The sequence below is a fragment of the uncultured Castellaniella sp. genome (genome assembly GCF_937988725.1).
Taxonomy (GTDB): Bacteria; Pseudomonadota; Gammaproteobacteria; order Burkholderiales; family Burkholderiaceae_B; genus Castellaniella.
In genome coordinates, this window is record NZ_CALKHS010000004.1 from 78,655 (window position 1) to 94,787 (window position 16,133).

Genomic DNA, 16,133 nt, shown 5'->3' on the forward strand with positions numbered 1-16,133 from the left:
CGGTGGCCGGCGGGGGCTTTCGGATGTCGCCTATTCGGCGATGATTTCGATGGAATGAGTGATTTCCGCCGTCTTTTCCAGCATGGCGACGGCGGAACAATACTTCGTGTGCGAGAGTTCGACCGCGCGCTCCACGGCGGCGGGGGGCAGGTCCTTGCCCGTGATCCGGAACGTGAAGTGGATCTTGGTGAACACCTTGGGGTCCGTGTCGGCCCGCTCGGCGCTGATCTTGACCTGGCAGCCGGTGATGGCGTGGCGGCCGCGTTTCAGGATCAGCACGACGTCATAGGCGGTGCAGCCGCCCGCGCCTGCCAGCACGGTTTCCATGGGGCGGGCGGCCAGGTTGTGCCCGCCGCCATCGGGGGCGCCGTCCATCGCCAGGACATGGCCGCTGCCGGTGCGAGAGATGAACAGCATGCCGTCCGGGCCTTGCCAGTCTAGGGTGCATTCCATCGTGAGTGATCCTCGGGTGGTGGGGTGAAAGAAGCGGGGTCGGACCGGGTCGCCGGAGGCGCCGGACGTCGAAAAAACAGATATCGGAAATTTGCCGCTGTGATTTTCCATGAAAGCGGCGGAAGGTTCCTCCGGATGCCCTCATAGGGCATGGGGGTTTTTCCTATCTTGGAACCTGCACAGATTTATCATAGATCAAAACTAACGCTACAATCTCGGGTTGCCGAGAGCGGCCTGCGGCCGGCTCGGGCTTTGATTGTCCTTCACTGGAAGCGCTGTGGATACCGTCACCGTACTACTCCTGACCTTTATCATGTCCGTGACCGGGCTGGGTATTTTCATCTGGTCCCTGCGACGGAACATGTTCGACGACAACCCCGCGGCGGCCGGGGTGATCTTTTCGACCGGCGAAATCGGCCACGTCGAAGACCCCTCCGCCACGCCCGAGCAACGGGCCGGCCTGCAACAGATCGTCACCGAAGGCGGCAAGGCCGTCATCGACCCGTCCCTGGCCGACAAGCTCAAGGCGGAACTGACCGAACGCATGGAAGCCGACCAGTCCACGGCCTACGTGACCTTCGTGTTCCTGTCCTGTGCCATCGTGTGGCTGGTCGCCGCATCGACTTTCGGCCTGATCAGTTCGATCAAGCTGCACAATCCCGAATTCCTGACGCAGTACGCTTGGCTGACTTTCGGCCGCACGCGCACATTGCACCTGAACATGGTGGCCTATGGCTGGTGCCCGATGGCGGCCTTCGGCATTGCCATCTGGGTCCTGCCGCGCCTGCTGAAGACCCGCCTGTACGGCGGCCGTTTCGCGCTGCTGGGCTGCATGCTGTGGAACGCCGGCCTGATCGCCGGTCTGGGCGCCATCGCCGCCGGCATCAACGACGGCCTGGAGTGGCTGGAAATCCCCTGGCAGATCAGCATCCTGCTGGTGATCGGCGGTTCGCTGATCGCCCTGCCGCTGGTGTTTACGCTGCGCAACCGCAAGGTCGACCACCTGTACGTGTCGATCTGGTACATGGGGGCCGCGCTGTTCTGGTTCCCGGTGCTGTATCTGGTCGGCAAGGTTCCCGGCGTGCACTTCGGCGTCGAACAGGCCACCATGAACTGGTGGTTCGGCCATAACGTGCTGGGCCTGTACTACACCCCCATCGCCCTGGCGTCGGTGTATTACTTCCTGCCCAAGATCATCGGCCGGCCGATCCAGTCCTACAACCTGTCCCTGGTCGGCTTCTGGGCGCTGGCCTTCTTCTACGGCCAGGTCGGCGGCCACCACCTAGTGGGCGGCCCGGTGCCGCACTGGCTGATCTCGCTGTCCATCGTCCAGTCGATGATGATGATCATCCCGGTGCTGGCCTTCTCGGTGAACCAGCACCTGACGATGCGCGGCCACTTCAAGACCATGTACTACTCGCCCACGCTGCGCTTCATCGTGCTGGGCGCCATGATGTACACGCTCAGCTCCTTCGAGGGCTCCTTCGAGGCCCTGCGCAGCGTCAGCCGCGTGGCGCACTTCACGCACTTCACCGTGGCGCACGCCCACCTGGGCCTGTATGCCTTCTTCTCCGTCGTCATGTTCGGCGCCATCTATTTCGTGATGCCGCGCGTGATGTCCTGGGAATGGCCGCATCCGAAGCTCATCCTCGTGCACTTCTGGCTGGTGACGATCGGCATGGGCGTCTACATCGTCGGCCTGTCCATCGGCGGCTGGCTGCAAGGCCTGGCCATGCTGGATGCCACCAAGCCCTTCATGGATTCCGTGCTGGTCACGATGCCGTACCTGGAAGCCCGCACGCTGGGCGGTTCCCTGATGACGCTGGGCCACCTGGTCTTTGCCGTGCACTTCGTGCAGATGGCATTGCGCTATGGGACTAGCCGCGTCGGTCCCGCCTTGTTGCATAAACGTAAGTCTCAGCCTGAAGCTCAGGCGTTTGCAGGTGCCTGATCATGGAAAGCGAATACAAACTCCTTAGCGGGGCGATGGTGACCCTCGCCCTGGCCACCGCCACGCTGGTCGTGCTGCCCTACATGCAGCTGTCGGACGTGCAGCCCTCGGAAGGCCTGAAGCCCTACACCGAGCAGCAGCTGCGCGGCCGCCAGGTGTACATCGAAATGGGCTGCGTCTACTGCCACTCGCAGCAGCCGCGCAGCCAGTCCATGGCGCCCGATTTCCAGCGCGGCTGGGGCCGCGCCCCGGTCGCCGGCGACTATTACTACGACCATCCGCACCTGCTGGGCACGATGCGCACGGGGCCGGACCTGTTCAACATCGGCGCGCGCCAGCCCAGCGTGGACTGGAACCTGGGCCACCTGTACGAACCCCGCGCCTACACGCCGCACAGCAACATGCCGTCCTTCCCCTTCCTGTTCAAGCTGAAGGACAAGGCCGAAGAGGGCGACAAGGTCGTCAATCTGCCGCCCAGCTACGCGCCGGCCGACGGCAAGGTCGTCGTGGCCACGCCAGAAGCGCTGGATCTGGTCGCTTACCTGATCGGCCTGAACCACACCTATCCGGTCAATCCCGACGCCCAGTTGCCGACGCTGCCGCAGAAGCGCGCCGAAGCTGAAGGAGACAAGGAATGAGCAACAAGTTCACCCAACAGCGCCGCGAGCAGCCGGAACCCGTCGAGGGCAGCCGGCCGATTCCCAAGGTCGTGCTGGCCATCATCGGGGGCCTGCTGATCTGGGCGGTCTGGCATCTGTACGTCTCGTACACGCCCATGCCGCCGTCCGTGGGCGACGACCGCGTGGTGGCCGACTTCGCCGTGCCGGCCAAGGCCGACGGCGGGCAGCTGTACACCGCCAATTGCGTGGCCTGTCACCAGGCCACCGGCGCCGGGGTGCCGGGCGTGTTCCCGCCCCTGTCCAAGTCCGAATGGGTGGACGCGGCGGACGCGGGCGTCATGGTGCGCATCGTGCTGCATGGCATCCACGGTCCGCTGACCGTCGAAGGCGCCAAGTACAACGGCGAAATGCCGCACTTCCAGGACAAGTTCTCCGACGAGGAAGTGGCCGCCATCGTCAGTCACGTGCGCACCAGCTTCGGCAATTCGGCGTCCACGATCGATGCGCAGTTCGTCGCCAAGGTCCGCGAAGAGACCAAGGACCAGACCACGCCCTGGAAGGGCGACGAAGATCTGCGTCCGTTGCTGGAAAAGAAATAAGCGGGCAGCGGGACCATGCGGTGGGTGCTCTCGCTGGCGCTTGCCCTGGCGGCGGGCATCGGCGTTCTCTACAGCCTGACGGACGGTTTCACGGTCCTGACGGCGGAGGCCGCCCGCCGCCAGGCGATCGCCGCGCATCCGCGCGACATTCCCGCCGCGGTGCGGGTGCTGGATGACGCGGGCCGCCTGGAATCCCTGAACCGCAATCTGCGCGACGATGGCCGGGTGGCCATCGTCAATTTTTTCTATACGCGCTGCATCGCCCTGTGCCTTGCCCAGGGATCGCTGACCGAGCAACTGCAGCGGGCCATCGAGGCCGAGGGCCTGCAGGACAAGCTGCGCCTGATCAGCCTGAGCTTCGATCCCCGGGATCGGGCGAAGGATCTGTCCCGCTATGCCGTGCGCATGGGGGCCGACGCCGGCGTCTGGCAGTTCCTGACCCTGACCGACGCGGCGCAGCGCAGCGCCCTGCTGGACATGTTCGGCATCATGGTCGTGCCCGCCCCGCTGGGGGAGTTCGAGCACAATGCCGCCTTTCATATCGTGACGCCTGACGGGCGCCTGGTGCGCATCGTCGATCTGGACGATCCGGGCTGGGCGCTGAAGGCGGCCAAGTCACTGCTGCCGGCTTCCGGGGCGGGGCGTCCGGCCGGGGAGACGCCGTGAACCGCCTCCGGTCCGTCGGCCCCGCATCCCTGCTGGCGGCGATCCTGTGCCTGGGCGCGGCCCTGGTCTGGCACGATGCGCTGACGGCGCTGATGAGCCTGCACATGGTGGTGCAGATTCCCCTGCTGGTTGCCGGCGGCGTGTTCGCCGAGCAGGCCTGGCATGCGGGGCGGACCGGGCGCGTGTCGGACGTCGGCGCGTCGCCGGCGTCCGGCGGCCGCGCCGCCGTGTGGCAGCCGACGTCCGGCCGCGGCATTCGCTGGTCCTATAACGCCTACGGCATTCCCGGGCTGCTGCTGGTCAGCCTGGTGGGAGCGGGGTGGATGATTCCCAAGGCGCTCGACGACGCCCTGGTGGACTGGCGGGTGGCGGCGTTCAAGTACCTGGGGCTGCCCGTGTGCGGCTGGCTGCTGCGGGCATCGGTGCGGCGGGCCAACGTGGTGATCAAGCTGTTCTTCCTGGGCAATTTCTGCTGGATGAGCGCGATCGTCGGCATGGTGTATCTGGACCAGCCGATCCGGCTGTGCAACGCCTACCTGCAGGACGATCAGGACTGGGCCGGCCGCGGGCTGATCGCCCTGGCCATCGTGTTACCCTCGTGCTGGTTGCTGGCCGCCGTGAAGCCGGTCTGGCGCTTCCTGAATCGATAAAGGATTCCCATGACCTCGACGAATTCCCTGGAAAACGGCCGCTGGCGGCGCCGCGCCGGCCCGCTGGACGGCCTGCTGTCCGAAATCGGCCAGGCCCTGCAGGTGCTGGACGGCACGGTGTCCCATGAGCGCGCCTATCCGGCGGGGCCCGCGCGGCCCGATGATCCCGTCCTGTCGGCCGATGAAGCCCGCCACGCGGCGGGGCTCATGCGGGTGAATCACGTGGGCGAGATCTGCGCCCAGGCTCTGTACCGGGGCCAGGCGCTGATGTGCCGCGATGCGTCGGTGCGCGCCGTGCTGCTGCGGGCGGCCGCCGAGGAAACCGACCACCTGGCCTGGTGCCGTCGGCGCCTGGACGAGCTGCAAAGCCGCCCCAGCCTGCTCAATCCCCTGTGGTATGCCGGGTCCTTCGGCCTGGGCGTGGCGGCCAGCCGGGCGGGGGTGCCCTACAACCTGGGGTTCATGGCGGAAACCGAACGCCAGGTCGAGGAGCACCTGGACGGGCACTTGAACACGCTGCCCGCGCAGGATCGTCGGTCGCGCCAGGTGGTCACGCAGATGCGGGACGACGAGATCGGCCATCGCACGACGGCGGAAGACCATGGGGCGGCGCCCTTGCCCGCGCCGATTCGCGGGGCCATGCGGTTCATGTCCCGCATCATGACCACCACGGCCTACCGGATCTGATCGGGCTTTCCTCTTTTCGGGCGCCTGTCGGGCCCGATTTGGCATCAGGTTTACCCTGGGTTGTGTGCGAAAAACTACAAACCTATGGCTGTTATCTATTGACATGAAATAGAACTTGCATGTCCGCAAAAACTGCCTATATAATTTGCTTATCGGATGTCGAGACGTGATTGCAGCGGGAAAACCCCTAATCACGGATGGCTCAGGTTCATGACCTTAGCAGCCCGGCATGCCACGGTTGTCTCCTCCACCCTCCTCCTTTGGTGGATTTAGCCCAAGATCCTCGGATCTTGGGCTTTTTTTTATCTTTTATCTGTATGCCAGGGCGGACCGGCTCATTGCAGAAACGGCATCTGGGTGAAGATCTGCAAGATGGCGGCGTTGACCAGGTCCACGAAAAACGCGCCCACCAGCGGCACGACAAGATAAGCCTTGTAGGACGGGCCGAACCGGTCCGTGACGGCCTGCATGTTGGCGATGGCGGTGGGGGTGGCGCCCAGGCCGAAACCGCAATGGCCGGCGGCCACGACGGCGGCGTCGTAGTCCGACCCCATGAAACGGTAGGTGATGAAGGTCGTATAAATCATGATGGCCAGGACTTGTACCGCCAGGATGATGGCGACCGGACCCGCCAGCCCGGCGAGTTCCCATAGACGCAGGCTGAGCAATGCGATGGCCAGGAACAGCGACAGCGATGTGTTGCCGAACACATCGATCGCGCGGTCGAACATCTGGAAGCGGAACACATGGGTGAGCACGTTGCGGATCACGACGCCGCTGGCCAGCGCCCAGATGAAGGTAGGCAGTTCGATGACGGTGCCATGCGTCCAGCGGCTGAGCAGGTCCGCGCTGCTCAGGCAGGCGGCGAACATGGCCAGGGTCTCGATGGCCGCGTAGGCGGTGATCAGGCGCGGTTGATCGAACAGTTCGAAAGTCAGGCGGCGGGCCTCTTCGGCACCCGTGCTCTGCTGGTGCCGCGGGGCGCCGGACAGTGTCTCGATGCCGGTGCGTTCGTGCGCGTCCGGCACCGGTTCCCGGTTCTGCGCGCGGATCAGGTGACGCGCCACCGGCCCGCCGATCAGGCCGCCGAACACCAGGCCGAAGGTCGCCGTGGCGATTCCTAGCGTGGTGGCGCCCGCAATGCCGTATTTGGCCTCCAGCACGGGACCCCAGGCGCCCGCCGTGCCATGCCCGCCCGTCAGCGTGATCGAACCGACCACCAGGCCGATCAGCGGCTTGAGGCCCAGCAGCGCCGCCAACCCCACGCCGATGAGGTTCTGCGCCACGATGAAGACGGAAACCAGCGCCAGCAAGATGACCAGGGGCTTGCCGCCTTCTTTCAGCCGGGTGAAATCCGCACTCAGGCCGATCGAGGCGAAGAACATCAGCATGAAGGTCGTTTGCAGCCCGGTCTCGAGCGTGAGAGTCAGGCCTGTCGTGGCGTTGAGCAGCGTGATGATGAAGGCTGCCAGCAGGCCGCCGGCGACGGGTTCAGGGATATTGAACGTGGCCAGCGGCTTGATGCGAAAGACCAGCCAGTGCCCGACGAGCATCACGAGGGCGGCGGCGATCAGAGTGTGGTAGCCGTTGAGCGTGAGTTCCATGGGGTCTCCGCGGGTGGCGATAGAAAGTCATTTTAACCAGACCGCGTGTTCCGCCCGGGCGGGAGATGGCCGACAGCAGGGGGTTCCGGCGGATTGACGCCCCGCAATACCGGCCGTTATCATTGATTTGTTCATCCTAACAAACATTGTTCATTATATTGAACGATCAATCGGAGCATAAGCATGCTGGCACTGAAGAAACCCGACCTGCTGCGTCAGCAGGCCTATCTCGACGGGCGGTGGTGTGACGCGGACTCAGGCGAAACCATCTCCGTCAGCAATCCGGCGACGGGCGAAGCCCTGGGAACCGTGCCCCGCATGGGCGCGGCGGAAACCCGCCGGGCCATCGAAGGCGCCCAGGCCGCCTGGGGGGCCTGGCGCGCGCTGACCGCCAAGGAACGAGCGGCCATCCTGCGCCGCTGGTTCGACCTGATGACCGAGCACGCCCAGGACCTGGCCCTGATCATGACGGCCGAACAAGGCAAGCCCCTGGCCGAATCCCGGGGCGAGATCGCCTATGGCGCCGCGTTCCTGGAATGGTTCGCCGAAGAGGGCAAGCGCGCCTATGGCGACGTGATCCCCTCGTTCGCCAGGGATCGCCGGATCGTCGTCACCAAGGAACCCATCGGGGTGTGCGCCGCCATCACGCCCTGGAATTTTCCTTCGTCCATGATCACCCGCAAGGCCGGCGCCGCGCTGGCGGCGGGGTGCCCGCTGGTCGTCAAGCCCGCGGAACAGACGCCGTTCTCGGCCCTGGCCCTGGCCGTGCTGGCCGAGGAGGCGGGGGTGCCGGCGGGCGTGTTTTCCGTCCTGACCGGGGACGCCCCCGCCATCGGCGGCGAAATGACGTCCAACGCGATCGTGCGCAAGATGTCCTTCACCGGCTCGACCGAGGTCGGACGCCTGCTGATGCGCCAGTGCGCTCCCTCGATCAAGAAGCTGTCCCTGGAACTGGGCGGCAATGCGCCTTTCATCGTGTTCGACGACGCCGATCTGGATGCCGCTGTGGAAGGCGCCATCGCCAGCAAATACCGCAATTCCGGGCAGACCTGCGTGTGCACCAACCGCTTCTACGTGCAGGATTCGGTCTACGACGCCTTCAGCCGCAAGCTGGTGCAGGCCGTCGGCAAGCTGAAGGTGGGCAACGGTATGGAAGACGGCGTCACGCAGGGGCCCCTGATCGACGACGATGCCGTGGCCAAGGTCCGGGAACACATCGCGGACGCCGTCGCCCAGGGCGGGCGCATCCTGGCGGGGGGACAGCCCCACGCCCTGGGACGCACCTTCTTCCAGCCGACGGTGCTGGCCGACGCCGTGCCTGCGATGAAACTCGCCCGCGAGGAAACCTTCGGCCCGCTGGCGCCGCTGTTCCGGTTCCACGACGACGCGGAGGTGATCCGCATGGCCAACGACACCGAATACGGCCTGGCCGCCTATTTCTATAGCCGCGACATCGGCCGGGTGTGGCGCGTGGCCGAGGCGCTGGAATACGGCATGGTGGGCATCAACACCGGGCTGGTCTCCAACGAGGCGGTGCCGTTCGGCGGGGTCAAGCAATCGGGCCTGGGCCGCGAGGGCTCGCACTACGGGCTGGACGATTATCTGGTTGTGAAATACTTGTGCATGGGTCTGGGCTGATCCCCCGGGGAACGGGCGGGCCGGGGCCGGTTCGCCCGGTCCTTTTGTTGCATCTGTATCCTTGTTACAACCGCACAGGTTACAAATATCGCCGATAATCTCGTTTTGTCTATTCGGGATTGTTCTTGAACGCCTCCAGTTTGTCCGCTTCGCTCAGCTGGCCTCTGATCGGGATCGTGGCTTTCATGGTGGGTGGGTTGATCGTGGTATCCGAACGCTGGCACGGCCGCTTCACCGGGGATACCGATCTGCACAAGCCCCAGGCCATGCACAAGCGCGCCGCCCCCCGCGTGGGCGGGCTGGCCGTCGTGGCGGGCAGCCTGGCCGGCCTGTTGATGCTGGGGCCGCGCAACATGACCGTGACGTGGCTGTGGCCGGCCCTGTTCGTGGCCGCCCTGCCAGTCTTCGTCGCGGGGCTCCTGGAAGACATCACCAAGGAAATCGGTTCCGGCAAACGCCTGCTGGCGGCCTTCATTTCCGCCGGCATCGCCTGGTGGCTGCTGGGGGGCGTGTCGCGCGTCGGCCTGTCCTGGGCCGACTCCCTCCTGTCCAGCTGGCCCATCATTTCCCTGGTCTTCACCATGGTGGCCGTGGGCGGCTGCACGCATGCCCTGAACATCGTGGACGGCATGAACGGGCTGGCCGGCATGATCGCCACGCTGATGGCCGTGTCGCTGGCCCTGGTGGCCCTGCAGGTGCAGGACATTCCCATTTTTCTGATCGCGACGGCGCTGGCGTCGGCCACGCTGGGCTTCCTGGTCTGGAACTTTCCGTTCGGCCGGGTCTTCCTGGGTGACGGCGGGGCGTATTTCCTGGGGTTCATGCTGGCCGAACTGGCCGTGCAACTGGTGGTGCGCAATCCCGGCGTCTCGCCTTTCTATGCGCTGGCGGTGCTGTTCTATCCCGTCTTCGAGACCCTGTTTTCCATCTGGCGCCGCAAGTTCAAGCGCGGCGTGCCGGTCGACCAGCCCGACGCCCTGCACCTGCATCAGCTGGTGTTCCGGCGCCTGGTCCGCGTCACCTTCAGCCGCGACCGCCGCCATGCGCTGCCCGCGCTGTGCAATGCCATGACGTCGCCTTATCTGTGGCTGCTGGCTCTGATCGGGCTGGTGCCCGCCACCTTGTGGTGGGACAACGCCTGGCTCCTGTGTCTCAGCATGGGAGTATTCGCCGCCGTGTATATCTGGCTGTATTTCCGCCTGGTAACCTGGCGCCGCCCTCGTTGGCTGCTGCTGCCGTCCCTGGGGCGGCGCGAGCGGCGCGATTAACGTTCCTTCGATCAATACGGCCTTGGAGCCGGGGAGAATTTCATGAACATTCAGGACGTCCGTCTGGCTGTGGTTGGCCTGGGCTATGTGGGTCTGCCGCTGGCGGTTGAATTCGGCAAGCAGCGCGATGTGCTTGGATTCGACATCAATACCCGGCGTGTCGAAGAACTGCGTTCCGGCCGCGATCACACGCTGGAAGTCTCCGGACCGGAACTGGCCGAGGCCGAGCGCCTGCGCTATTCCAGCGATCCGGCCGAACTGGCGTCCGCCAATGTGTTCATCGTCACGGTGCCCACCCCGATCGACCAGTACAAGCAGCCGGACCTGACCCCGCTGGAGCGCGCCAGCGAGACCATCGGCCGCATCCTGAAGCGCGGCGACATCGTCATCTATGAATCGACCGTCTATCCGGGGGCGACCGAGGAGGTCTGCGTGCCGGTGCTGGAACAGATCTCCGGCCTGAAGTTCAACGTCGATTTCTACGCCGGCTACAGCCCGGAACGCATCAATCCGGGCGACAAGCAGCACCGCGTGTCCACGATCCGCAAGGTGACCTCGGGCTCGACGCCGGAAGTCGCCGATCTCGTCGACGCCCTGTACCGCCAGATCATCACGGCCGGCACCCACAAGGCTTCGTCCATCAAGGTCGCGGAAGCCGCCAAGGTGATCGAGAACACCCAGCGCGACGTGAACATCGCCCTGATCAACGAACTGGCCCTGATCTTCAACCGCCTGGGCATCGACACGCTGGACGTCCTGCAGGCGGCCGGCACCAAGTGGAATTTCCTGCCGTTCCGTCCGGGGCTGGTGGGCGGCCACTGCATCGGCGTGGACCCGTACTACCTGACGCACAAGGCGCAGTCCATCGGCTACCATCCCGAGATCATCCTGGCGGGTCGCCGCCTGAACGATTCCATGGGCGGCTACGTCGTGTCGCAGCTGGTCAAGACCATGACCAAGCGTCGCATCCAGGTGCAGGGCTCGCACGTGCTGGTCATGGGGCTGACCTTCAAGGAAAACTGCCCGGACCTGCGCAACACCCGCGTCGTGGACATCGTGCGCGAACTGGGCGAATACAACATTGCCGTGGACGTCTACGATCCGTGGGTGGATCCCGCCGAGGCGCAGCACGAATACGGCATCACGCCGGTGTCCAAGCCCACGCCGGCCGCGTACGATGGCATCATCCTGGCCGTCGCCCACGAACAGTTCGCCGCCATGGGCGCGGCGGCCCTGCGGGCGCTGGGCAAGCCGGAACACGTCCTGTATGACCTGAAGTACGTGCTGGACGCCGGCGAATCCGATCTGCGTCTATAAGGTAGGTGTGAAGTCATGAGTACTCATTTCAAGGCTCTCCAGGCCGATCTTCCGGCGCGTCCCCGCACCTGGCTGGTCACGGGCTGCGCCGGCTTCATCGGTTCGAACCTGCTGGAAGCCCTGCTGAAGCTGGACCAGACCGTCGTGGGGCTGGACAACTTTTCCACCGGCTACCAGCACAATCTGGACGAGGTGCGTTCCCAGGTCTCGGCGGACCAGTGGGCGCGCTTCCGTTTCATCGAAGGCGACATCCGCGATCTGGACACCTGCCGTCAGGCGGTCGAAGGCGTGCAGCACGTGCTGCACCAGGCCGCGCTGGGCTCGGTTCCGCGCTCGCTGAAGGATCCCCTGACCACCAACGCCGTCAACGTCGGCGGCCAGCTCAACATGCTGGTCGCGGCCCGCGACGCCCAGGTGCAGTCCTTCGTGTATGCGGCATCCAGCTCCACCTATGGCGACCACCCGGGCCTGCCTAAGGTCGAGGACCGCATCGGCAAGCCCCTGTCGCCCTACGCCGTGACGAAATTCGTCAATGAGCTGTATGCCGACGTGTTCGCCCGCGCCTACGGTTTCCAGACGGTGGGCCTGCGCTACTTCAACGTCTTCGGCCGGCGCCAGGACCCGGACGGCGCCTATGCCGCCGTGATCCCGAAGTGGGTGTCCGCCATGATCCGCGACCAGGAGGTCGTCATCAACGGCGACGGCGAGACCAGCCGCGATTTCTGCTACATCGACAACGTCGTGCAGGCCAATCTGCTGGCGTCGGTGGCGCAAGGCGAGGGCGTCAACCAGGTCTACAACGTGGCCTTCAATGCCCGCACCAGCCTGAACCAGCTGTTCGCCTATCTGCGCGACACGCTGGGGCGCAACGGCGTGGCCTACGGGCGTGAACCGCGCTACGGGGATTTCCGCGCCGGCGACGTGCGCCATTCCCAGGCGGACGTCAGCAAGGCCCGCACCCTGCTGGGCTACGAGCCGCAGTTCGACATCCTGGGCGGGCTGGAAATCGCCATGCCCTGGTACATCCAGTTCTTGCGTTGATTGCTTTCCTGACGCGCCGGTTCTCGGCCCTGCATGCCGATCATCGGCGGATCGCCCTGGGGGCCGCCCGGGTGGCCTTCTTCCTGCTGATGGGCAAGGCCGTCGGGGCGTTCAAGGAAATGGCCGTGGCCTACCGCTACGGCATCAGCAACGTGGTGGACGCCTATCAGTTCACCCTGACCATGGCCAACTGGCTGCCCGTCACCCTGGTGGGCGCCTTTTCGGTCGTGCTCATTCCGGCGCTGGTGCGCAGCCGCCGGGGCGACGCAGGCCAGCATGGCCGCTTCCTGGGGGAATTGCTGGCCTGGACGCTGGGGCTGGGGCTGATCATCGCCGTGCTCTCGGTATTCGCCTGGCCGCTGGTGCTGCGGGTGGCCGGCCAGGGCCTGTCGCCCGAGGTGCGGGACATGAGCAGCCTGCTGATCCTGGGATTCGCGCCGGCGGCGCTGTTCACGGTCTGGACGGGCCTGAGCGCGGCCCGCCTGCGGGCGCACGAGCGGCACATCAACACCTTGCTGGATAGCGTGCCGGCCCTGATGATCCTGGTCTGGGTGCTGGCCGCCCCGGCCGACGCCGGCGTGATGCCGCTGCTGTGGGGGACGGTGCTGGGCTATGCCCTGCAATCGTTCTGGCAGGACCGGCTGGCGCGGCGGGCCGACGGCGTTCCCGCCCGGGTGCGCCTGAGCCGCCAGTCGCCGCAATGGTCCACCCTGGCGGCGGCGGCCGGCATCATGCTGGTGGGCCAGCTGGCCATGAGTTTCGTCGGCCCGATCGATCAGTACACGGCCGCGCAGCTGGGGCAGAATGCCAATGCCACGCTGGGCTATGCGGCCCGCCTCCTGTCCCTGATGATCGGCCTGGGGGCCGCGTCGGTCGGCCGGGCGGCTCTGCCGGTGCTCGCCGACATCCAGGGGCGGGGGGATGCGGCCCATGCGCGGGCCATGGCCCTGAAATGGTCCAGCGCCATGCTGGGCATCGGCGCCGTCGTGGTGCTGCTGGGCTGGTGGCTGGCGCCCTGGCTCGTGTCGCTGCTGTTCGAACGCGGGGCCTTCACCGCCCGGGATACGATGGCGGTGGCCCAGGTGCTGCGCTGGGGCCTGCTGCAATTGCCCTTCTTTTTCGGCGTGCTGATCCTGGTGCAGCTTCTGGCCAGCCAGAACCGCTACGGCTGGATGGCGGCGATCGCCGTGCTGAATTTCTTGATCAAGGCAGGCATGAACGCCGTGCTGGCCCCCCGCATGGGGGTCGCGGGCATCATGCTGGCGACCAGCCTGATGTATGCGCTGTCATACGCGGCCTACCTGGTCCTGGTCCTGCGTGTGCGGCCGGACGCGCGATCCGGCAAGGAAGTGAACGAATGACACGAGCCCGTACCGATCTGATGATCGTGATTCATTCCCTGCGCGGCGGCGGCGCCGAGCGGGTGGCCGTCGACATGGCCGCGTACTGGCAGTCGCGCGGCTGCCGGGTCAGCCTCGTCACCCAGACGGCGGCGGGCCAGGATGCCTATCCCATCCCGCCGGGGGTCGAGCGCCATGCCCTGGGCCTGGCCGGCGACAGCGCCGGACTCCTGGGAGCGCTCTGGGGCAACGCCCGGCGGTGCTGGGCCTTGCGGCGGTTGGTGCGCCGGCAGCGGCCCGCCGTCGTCCTGGGCATGATGACGAGCGGCTCCGTGCTGAGTGTGCTGGCCGCCCGGGGCGCCGGCGGCCGGGTGATCGCCACGGAACACACGCATCCGCCCACCTTGCCCTTGCCGGATGTCTGGCAGCGCCTGCGCCGCTGGACCTATGCGCGCGCCGACGCTGTCATCGCCCTGACGCGGGGGACGGCGCAGTGGCTGGACGAGGAAATCCCCGGCGTGCAGGCCCAGGTGATCCCCAACGCCGTGCACTGGCCCCTGGCCGACGAGGAGCCCCGGCTGGAGCCGCCGAGCGCGCCCGGCCGGCGCCGCCTGCTGGCCGTGGGGCGCCTGCACCCGGTGAAGGGTTTCGATTGTCTGCTGCGGGCCTTCGCGGACCTGACCCGGATGTGCGACGACTGGGATCTGACCATCCTGGGCGAGGGATCGGAGCGCGCCGCCCTGGAGGCCTTGCGCGACGAACTGGGCCTGCGGGACCGGGTCAGCCTGCCCGGGCGGGTCGGCAACATGGCCGCCTGGTACCAGGCATCGGACCTGTACGTGCTCAGCTCCCAGGCCGAGGGCTTGTCCAATACCCTGCTGGAAGCCATGGCCAGCGGGCTGCCCTGCGTGGCGTTCGATTGCGAAAACGGCCCGCGCGAGATCATCCGCGACGGCATCGACGGGGTGCTGGTGCGGCCGGTGCAGGATCCGCAGGCGCTGGCCGCGCAGCTCTTCGCCCTGATGAAGGACGAGGATCTGCGGGCGCAGTACGCGAGCCGGGCGACGGACGTGCGGGATCGCTTCAGCACGGCGCGGATCATGGCCCTGTGGGAACAGGTCTTCCAGGGCGGGGAGGGCGGCTGAATGCGCATCCTGTTCCTGGTCAGTTCCATGCATGGCGGCGGCGCGGAACGGGTCGCGGCGACGCTGGCCAACGCCTGGGCGCGGCGCGGCGACGAGGTCACGCTGGTGTGCTGCTATTCGGGCAGGGGAAGCTGCATGCAGCATCTGGAGCCGGGCGTGCGGCTGATGTGGCTGGCGGACCGGGTGCGCGGGCCCGCCTGGCTGCGGCCCGTCGCCAAGCTCCTGGCCCTGCGGCGGCTGGCGCGCGAACTGCGGCCGGACCGCGTGCTGTCCTTCCTGACGAACGTGAACGTCACCGCCTTGCTGGCCACCCGGGGCTTGGGGCTGCCGGTGGTGGTCAGCGAACGCACCGACCCGGCGCACAGCGTGAACCTGGAGCCCGCCTTGCGGTGGCTGCGCCGCCTGACCTATCCCTGGGCGCACCGGGTCGTGGTGCAGACGCGGCAGAGCATTCCGCATCTGCTGCAGGTGGCGCCCGGCGTGAGCCGGATCGCGGCCATTCCGAATCCCTTGCCCGACGGCCTGCCTGCGCCGCGCGCGGCGGAGCCCTCCGCCGGACGGCGGCGCCTGATGGCGCTGGGGCGCTTCAACCCGGTCAAGCAGTTCGACCGCTTGATCGAAGCCTTTGCCGGCCTGGCCGGCGCGTATCCCGATTGGGATCTGTGGATCTGGGGCGATGGCGCCCAGCGGGCTGCCTGCCTGCGACGGGTGGAGACGCTGGGCCTGTCGGAGCGGATCCATCTGCCGGGATTCAGCCAGACGCCCTGGGACGATCTGGCGACGGGGCACGGTTTCGTGCTGAATTCGCGGGTCGAAGGCTTTCCCAATGCCTTGCTGGAAGCCATGGCGCTGGGGCTGCCGTGCGTGGCCACAGACTGCCCGTCCGGGCCGGCCGAATTGACGCGGGCGGGAGAGGTGGCCACACTGGTGCCTTTGGGCGACGACGCGGCCCTGGCGCAGGCTCTGAGGCAGTTGATGCAGTCCACGCCGGCGGATCGGGAAGCCCGGGGGCGGCAGGCGGCCGAATCCGTGCGCGGCCGCTACGGTCTGGAGACGATCCTGCGGTCCTGGGATGCGGCCTGGACTGAATGAATATGGAAGACACTGTCATGGAGATCAGCCCGGCGTCCGCGCCCTCGGTACAAGCGCCCCTG

Annotated in this window: 15 protein-coding genes; 13 read left to right on the top strand and 2 right to left on the bottom strand. The window is 66.6% G+C overall.

Features of this window, described 5'->3' with window-relative positions; all coding sequences use genetic code 11:
* Positions 1-30: 30 nt before the first annotated feature.
* Complete coding sequence (locus Q0263_RS03875) at positions 31-453, bottom strand: OsmC family protein (protein ID WP_298013513.1); 423 nt, start codon at positions 451-453, stop codon at positions 31-33.
* Positions 454-730: 277 nt separating this feature from the next.
* On the opposite strand from Q0263_RS03875, the gene Q0263_RS03880 reads away from it, so the two are divergent.
* Genes Q0263_RS03880 through coq7 form a run of 6 tightly spaced genes read left to right on the top strand, consistent with a single transcriptional unit; the run spans position 731 to position 5,626 of the window.
* Positions 731-2,404: a cbb3-type cytochrome c oxidase subunit I gene (locus Q0263_RS03880; protein WP_298013515.1), complete on the top strand. Its 1,674-nt coding sequence runs from the start codon at positions 731-733 to the stop codon at positions 2,402-2,404.
* Positions 2,405-2,406: 2 nt separating this feature from the next.
* Positions 2,407-3,042, top strand: a complete 636-nt coding sequence (locus Q0263_RS03885; protein WP_298013517.1) for a cbb3-type cytochrome c oxidase subunit II — start codon at positions 2,407-2,409, stop codon at positions 3,040-3,042.
* Complete coding sequence (locus Q0263_RS03890; RefSeq protein ID WP_298013519.1) at positions 3,039-3,623, top strand: cytochrome c; 585 nt, start codon at positions 3,039-3,041, stop codon at positions 3,621-3,623. The genes Q0263_RS03885 and Q0263_RS03890 overlap by 4 nt, the downstream gene beginning before the upstream one ends.
* A gap of 15 nt (positions 3,624-3,638) precedes the next feature.
* Complete coding sequence (locus Q0263_RS03895) at positions 3,639-4,289, top strand: SCO family protein (RefSeq protein ID WP_298013521.1); 651 nt, start codon at positions 3,639-3,641, stop codon at positions 4,287-4,289.
* Positions 4,286-4,939, top strand: a complete 654-nt coding sequence (locus Q0263_RS03900) for a hypothetical protein (RefSeq protein WP_298013523.1) — start codon at positions 4,286-4,288, stop codon at positions 4,937-4,939. Before Q0263_RS03895 ends, Q0263_RS03900 begins: the two co-directional genes overlap by 4 nt.
* Positions 4,940-4,948: 9 nt before the next feature.
* Positions 4,949-5,626 carry a 2-polyprenyl-3-methyl-6-methoxy-1,4-benzoquinone monooxygenase gene (gene coq7 / locus Q0263_RS03905; protein WP_298013525.1) on the top strand — a complete coding sequence of 226 codons (678 nt, stop codon included), beginning with the start codon at positions 4,949-4,951 and terminating at the stop codon, positions 5,624-5,626.
* Between the two features lie 335 nt (positions 5,627-5,961).
* Here the strand turns inward: coq7 and gltS are convergent, their stop codons facing one another.
* On the bottom strand, positions 5,962-7,230 hold the full coding sequence (gene gltS / locus Q0263_RS03910) for a sodium/glutamate symporter (protein WP_298013527.1): 1,269 nt from the start codon (positions 7,228-7,230) through the stop codon (positions 5,962-5,964).
* A gap of 183 nt (positions 7,231-7,413) precedes the next feature.
* Between gltS and gabD the strand changes: the two genes are divergently transcribed.
* The 7 genes from gabD to Q0263_RS03945 all read left to right on the top strand — a co-directional run bounded on the left by gabD (position 7,414) and on the right by Q0263_RS03945 (position 16,071).
* Positions 7,414-8,868 carry an NADP-dependent succinate-semialdehyde dehydrogenase gene (gabD, locus tag Q0263_RS03915; protein WP_298013529.1) on the top strand — a complete coding sequence of 485 codons (1,455 nt, stop codon included), beginning with the start codon at positions 7,414-7,416 and terminating at the stop codon, positions 8,866-8,868.
* 185 nt (positions 8,869-9,053) lie between these two features.
* Positions 9,054-10,136 carry a glycosyltransferase gene (locus Q0263_RS03920; protein ID WP_298014199.1) on the top strand — a complete coding sequence of 361 codons (1,083 nt, stop codon included), beginning with the start codon at positions 9,054-9,056 and terminating at the stop codon, positions 10,134-10,136.
* Positions 10,137-10,178: 42 nt separating this feature from the next.
* On the top strand, positions 10,179-11,453 hold the full coding sequence (gene tviB, locus Q0263_RS03925) for a Vi polysaccharide biosynthesis UDP-N-acetylglucosamine C-6 dehydrogenase TviB (protein WP_298013531.1): 1,275 nt from the start codon (positions 10,179-10,181) through the stop codon (positions 11,451-11,453).
* A gap of 15 nt (positions 11,454-11,468) precedes the next feature.
* Positions 11,469-12,494, top strand: a complete 1,026-nt coding sequence (locus Q0263_RS03930) for an NAD-dependent epimerase/dehydratase family protein (RefSeq protein WP_298013533.1) — start codon at positions 11,469-11,471, stop codon at positions 12,492-12,494.
* Positions 12,494-13,855, top strand: coding sequence for a lipid II flippase MurJ (locus tag Q0263_RS03935; RefSeq protein WP_298014200.1), 1,362 nt, complete (start codon positions 12,494-12,496; stop codon positions 13,853-13,855). The genes Q0263_RS03930 and Q0263_RS03935 overlap by 1 nt, the downstream gene beginning before the upstream one ends.
* Positions 13,852-14,979 (top strand): glycosyltransferase family 4 protein, encoded by a 1,128-nt coding sequence (locus Q0263_RS03940; RefSeq protein ID WP_298013535.1) that lies wholly within the window; start codon positions 13,852-13,854, stop codon positions 14,977-14,979. Before Q0263_RS03935 ends, Q0263_RS03940 begins: the two co-directional genes overlap by 4 nt.
* Positions 14,980-16,071, top strand: coding sequence for a glycosyltransferase family 4 protein (locus Q0263_RS03945; protein ID WP_298013537.1), 1,092 nt, complete (start codon positions 14,980-14,982; stop codon positions 16,069-16,071).
* Positions 16,072-16,133 lie beyond the last annotated feature (62 nt).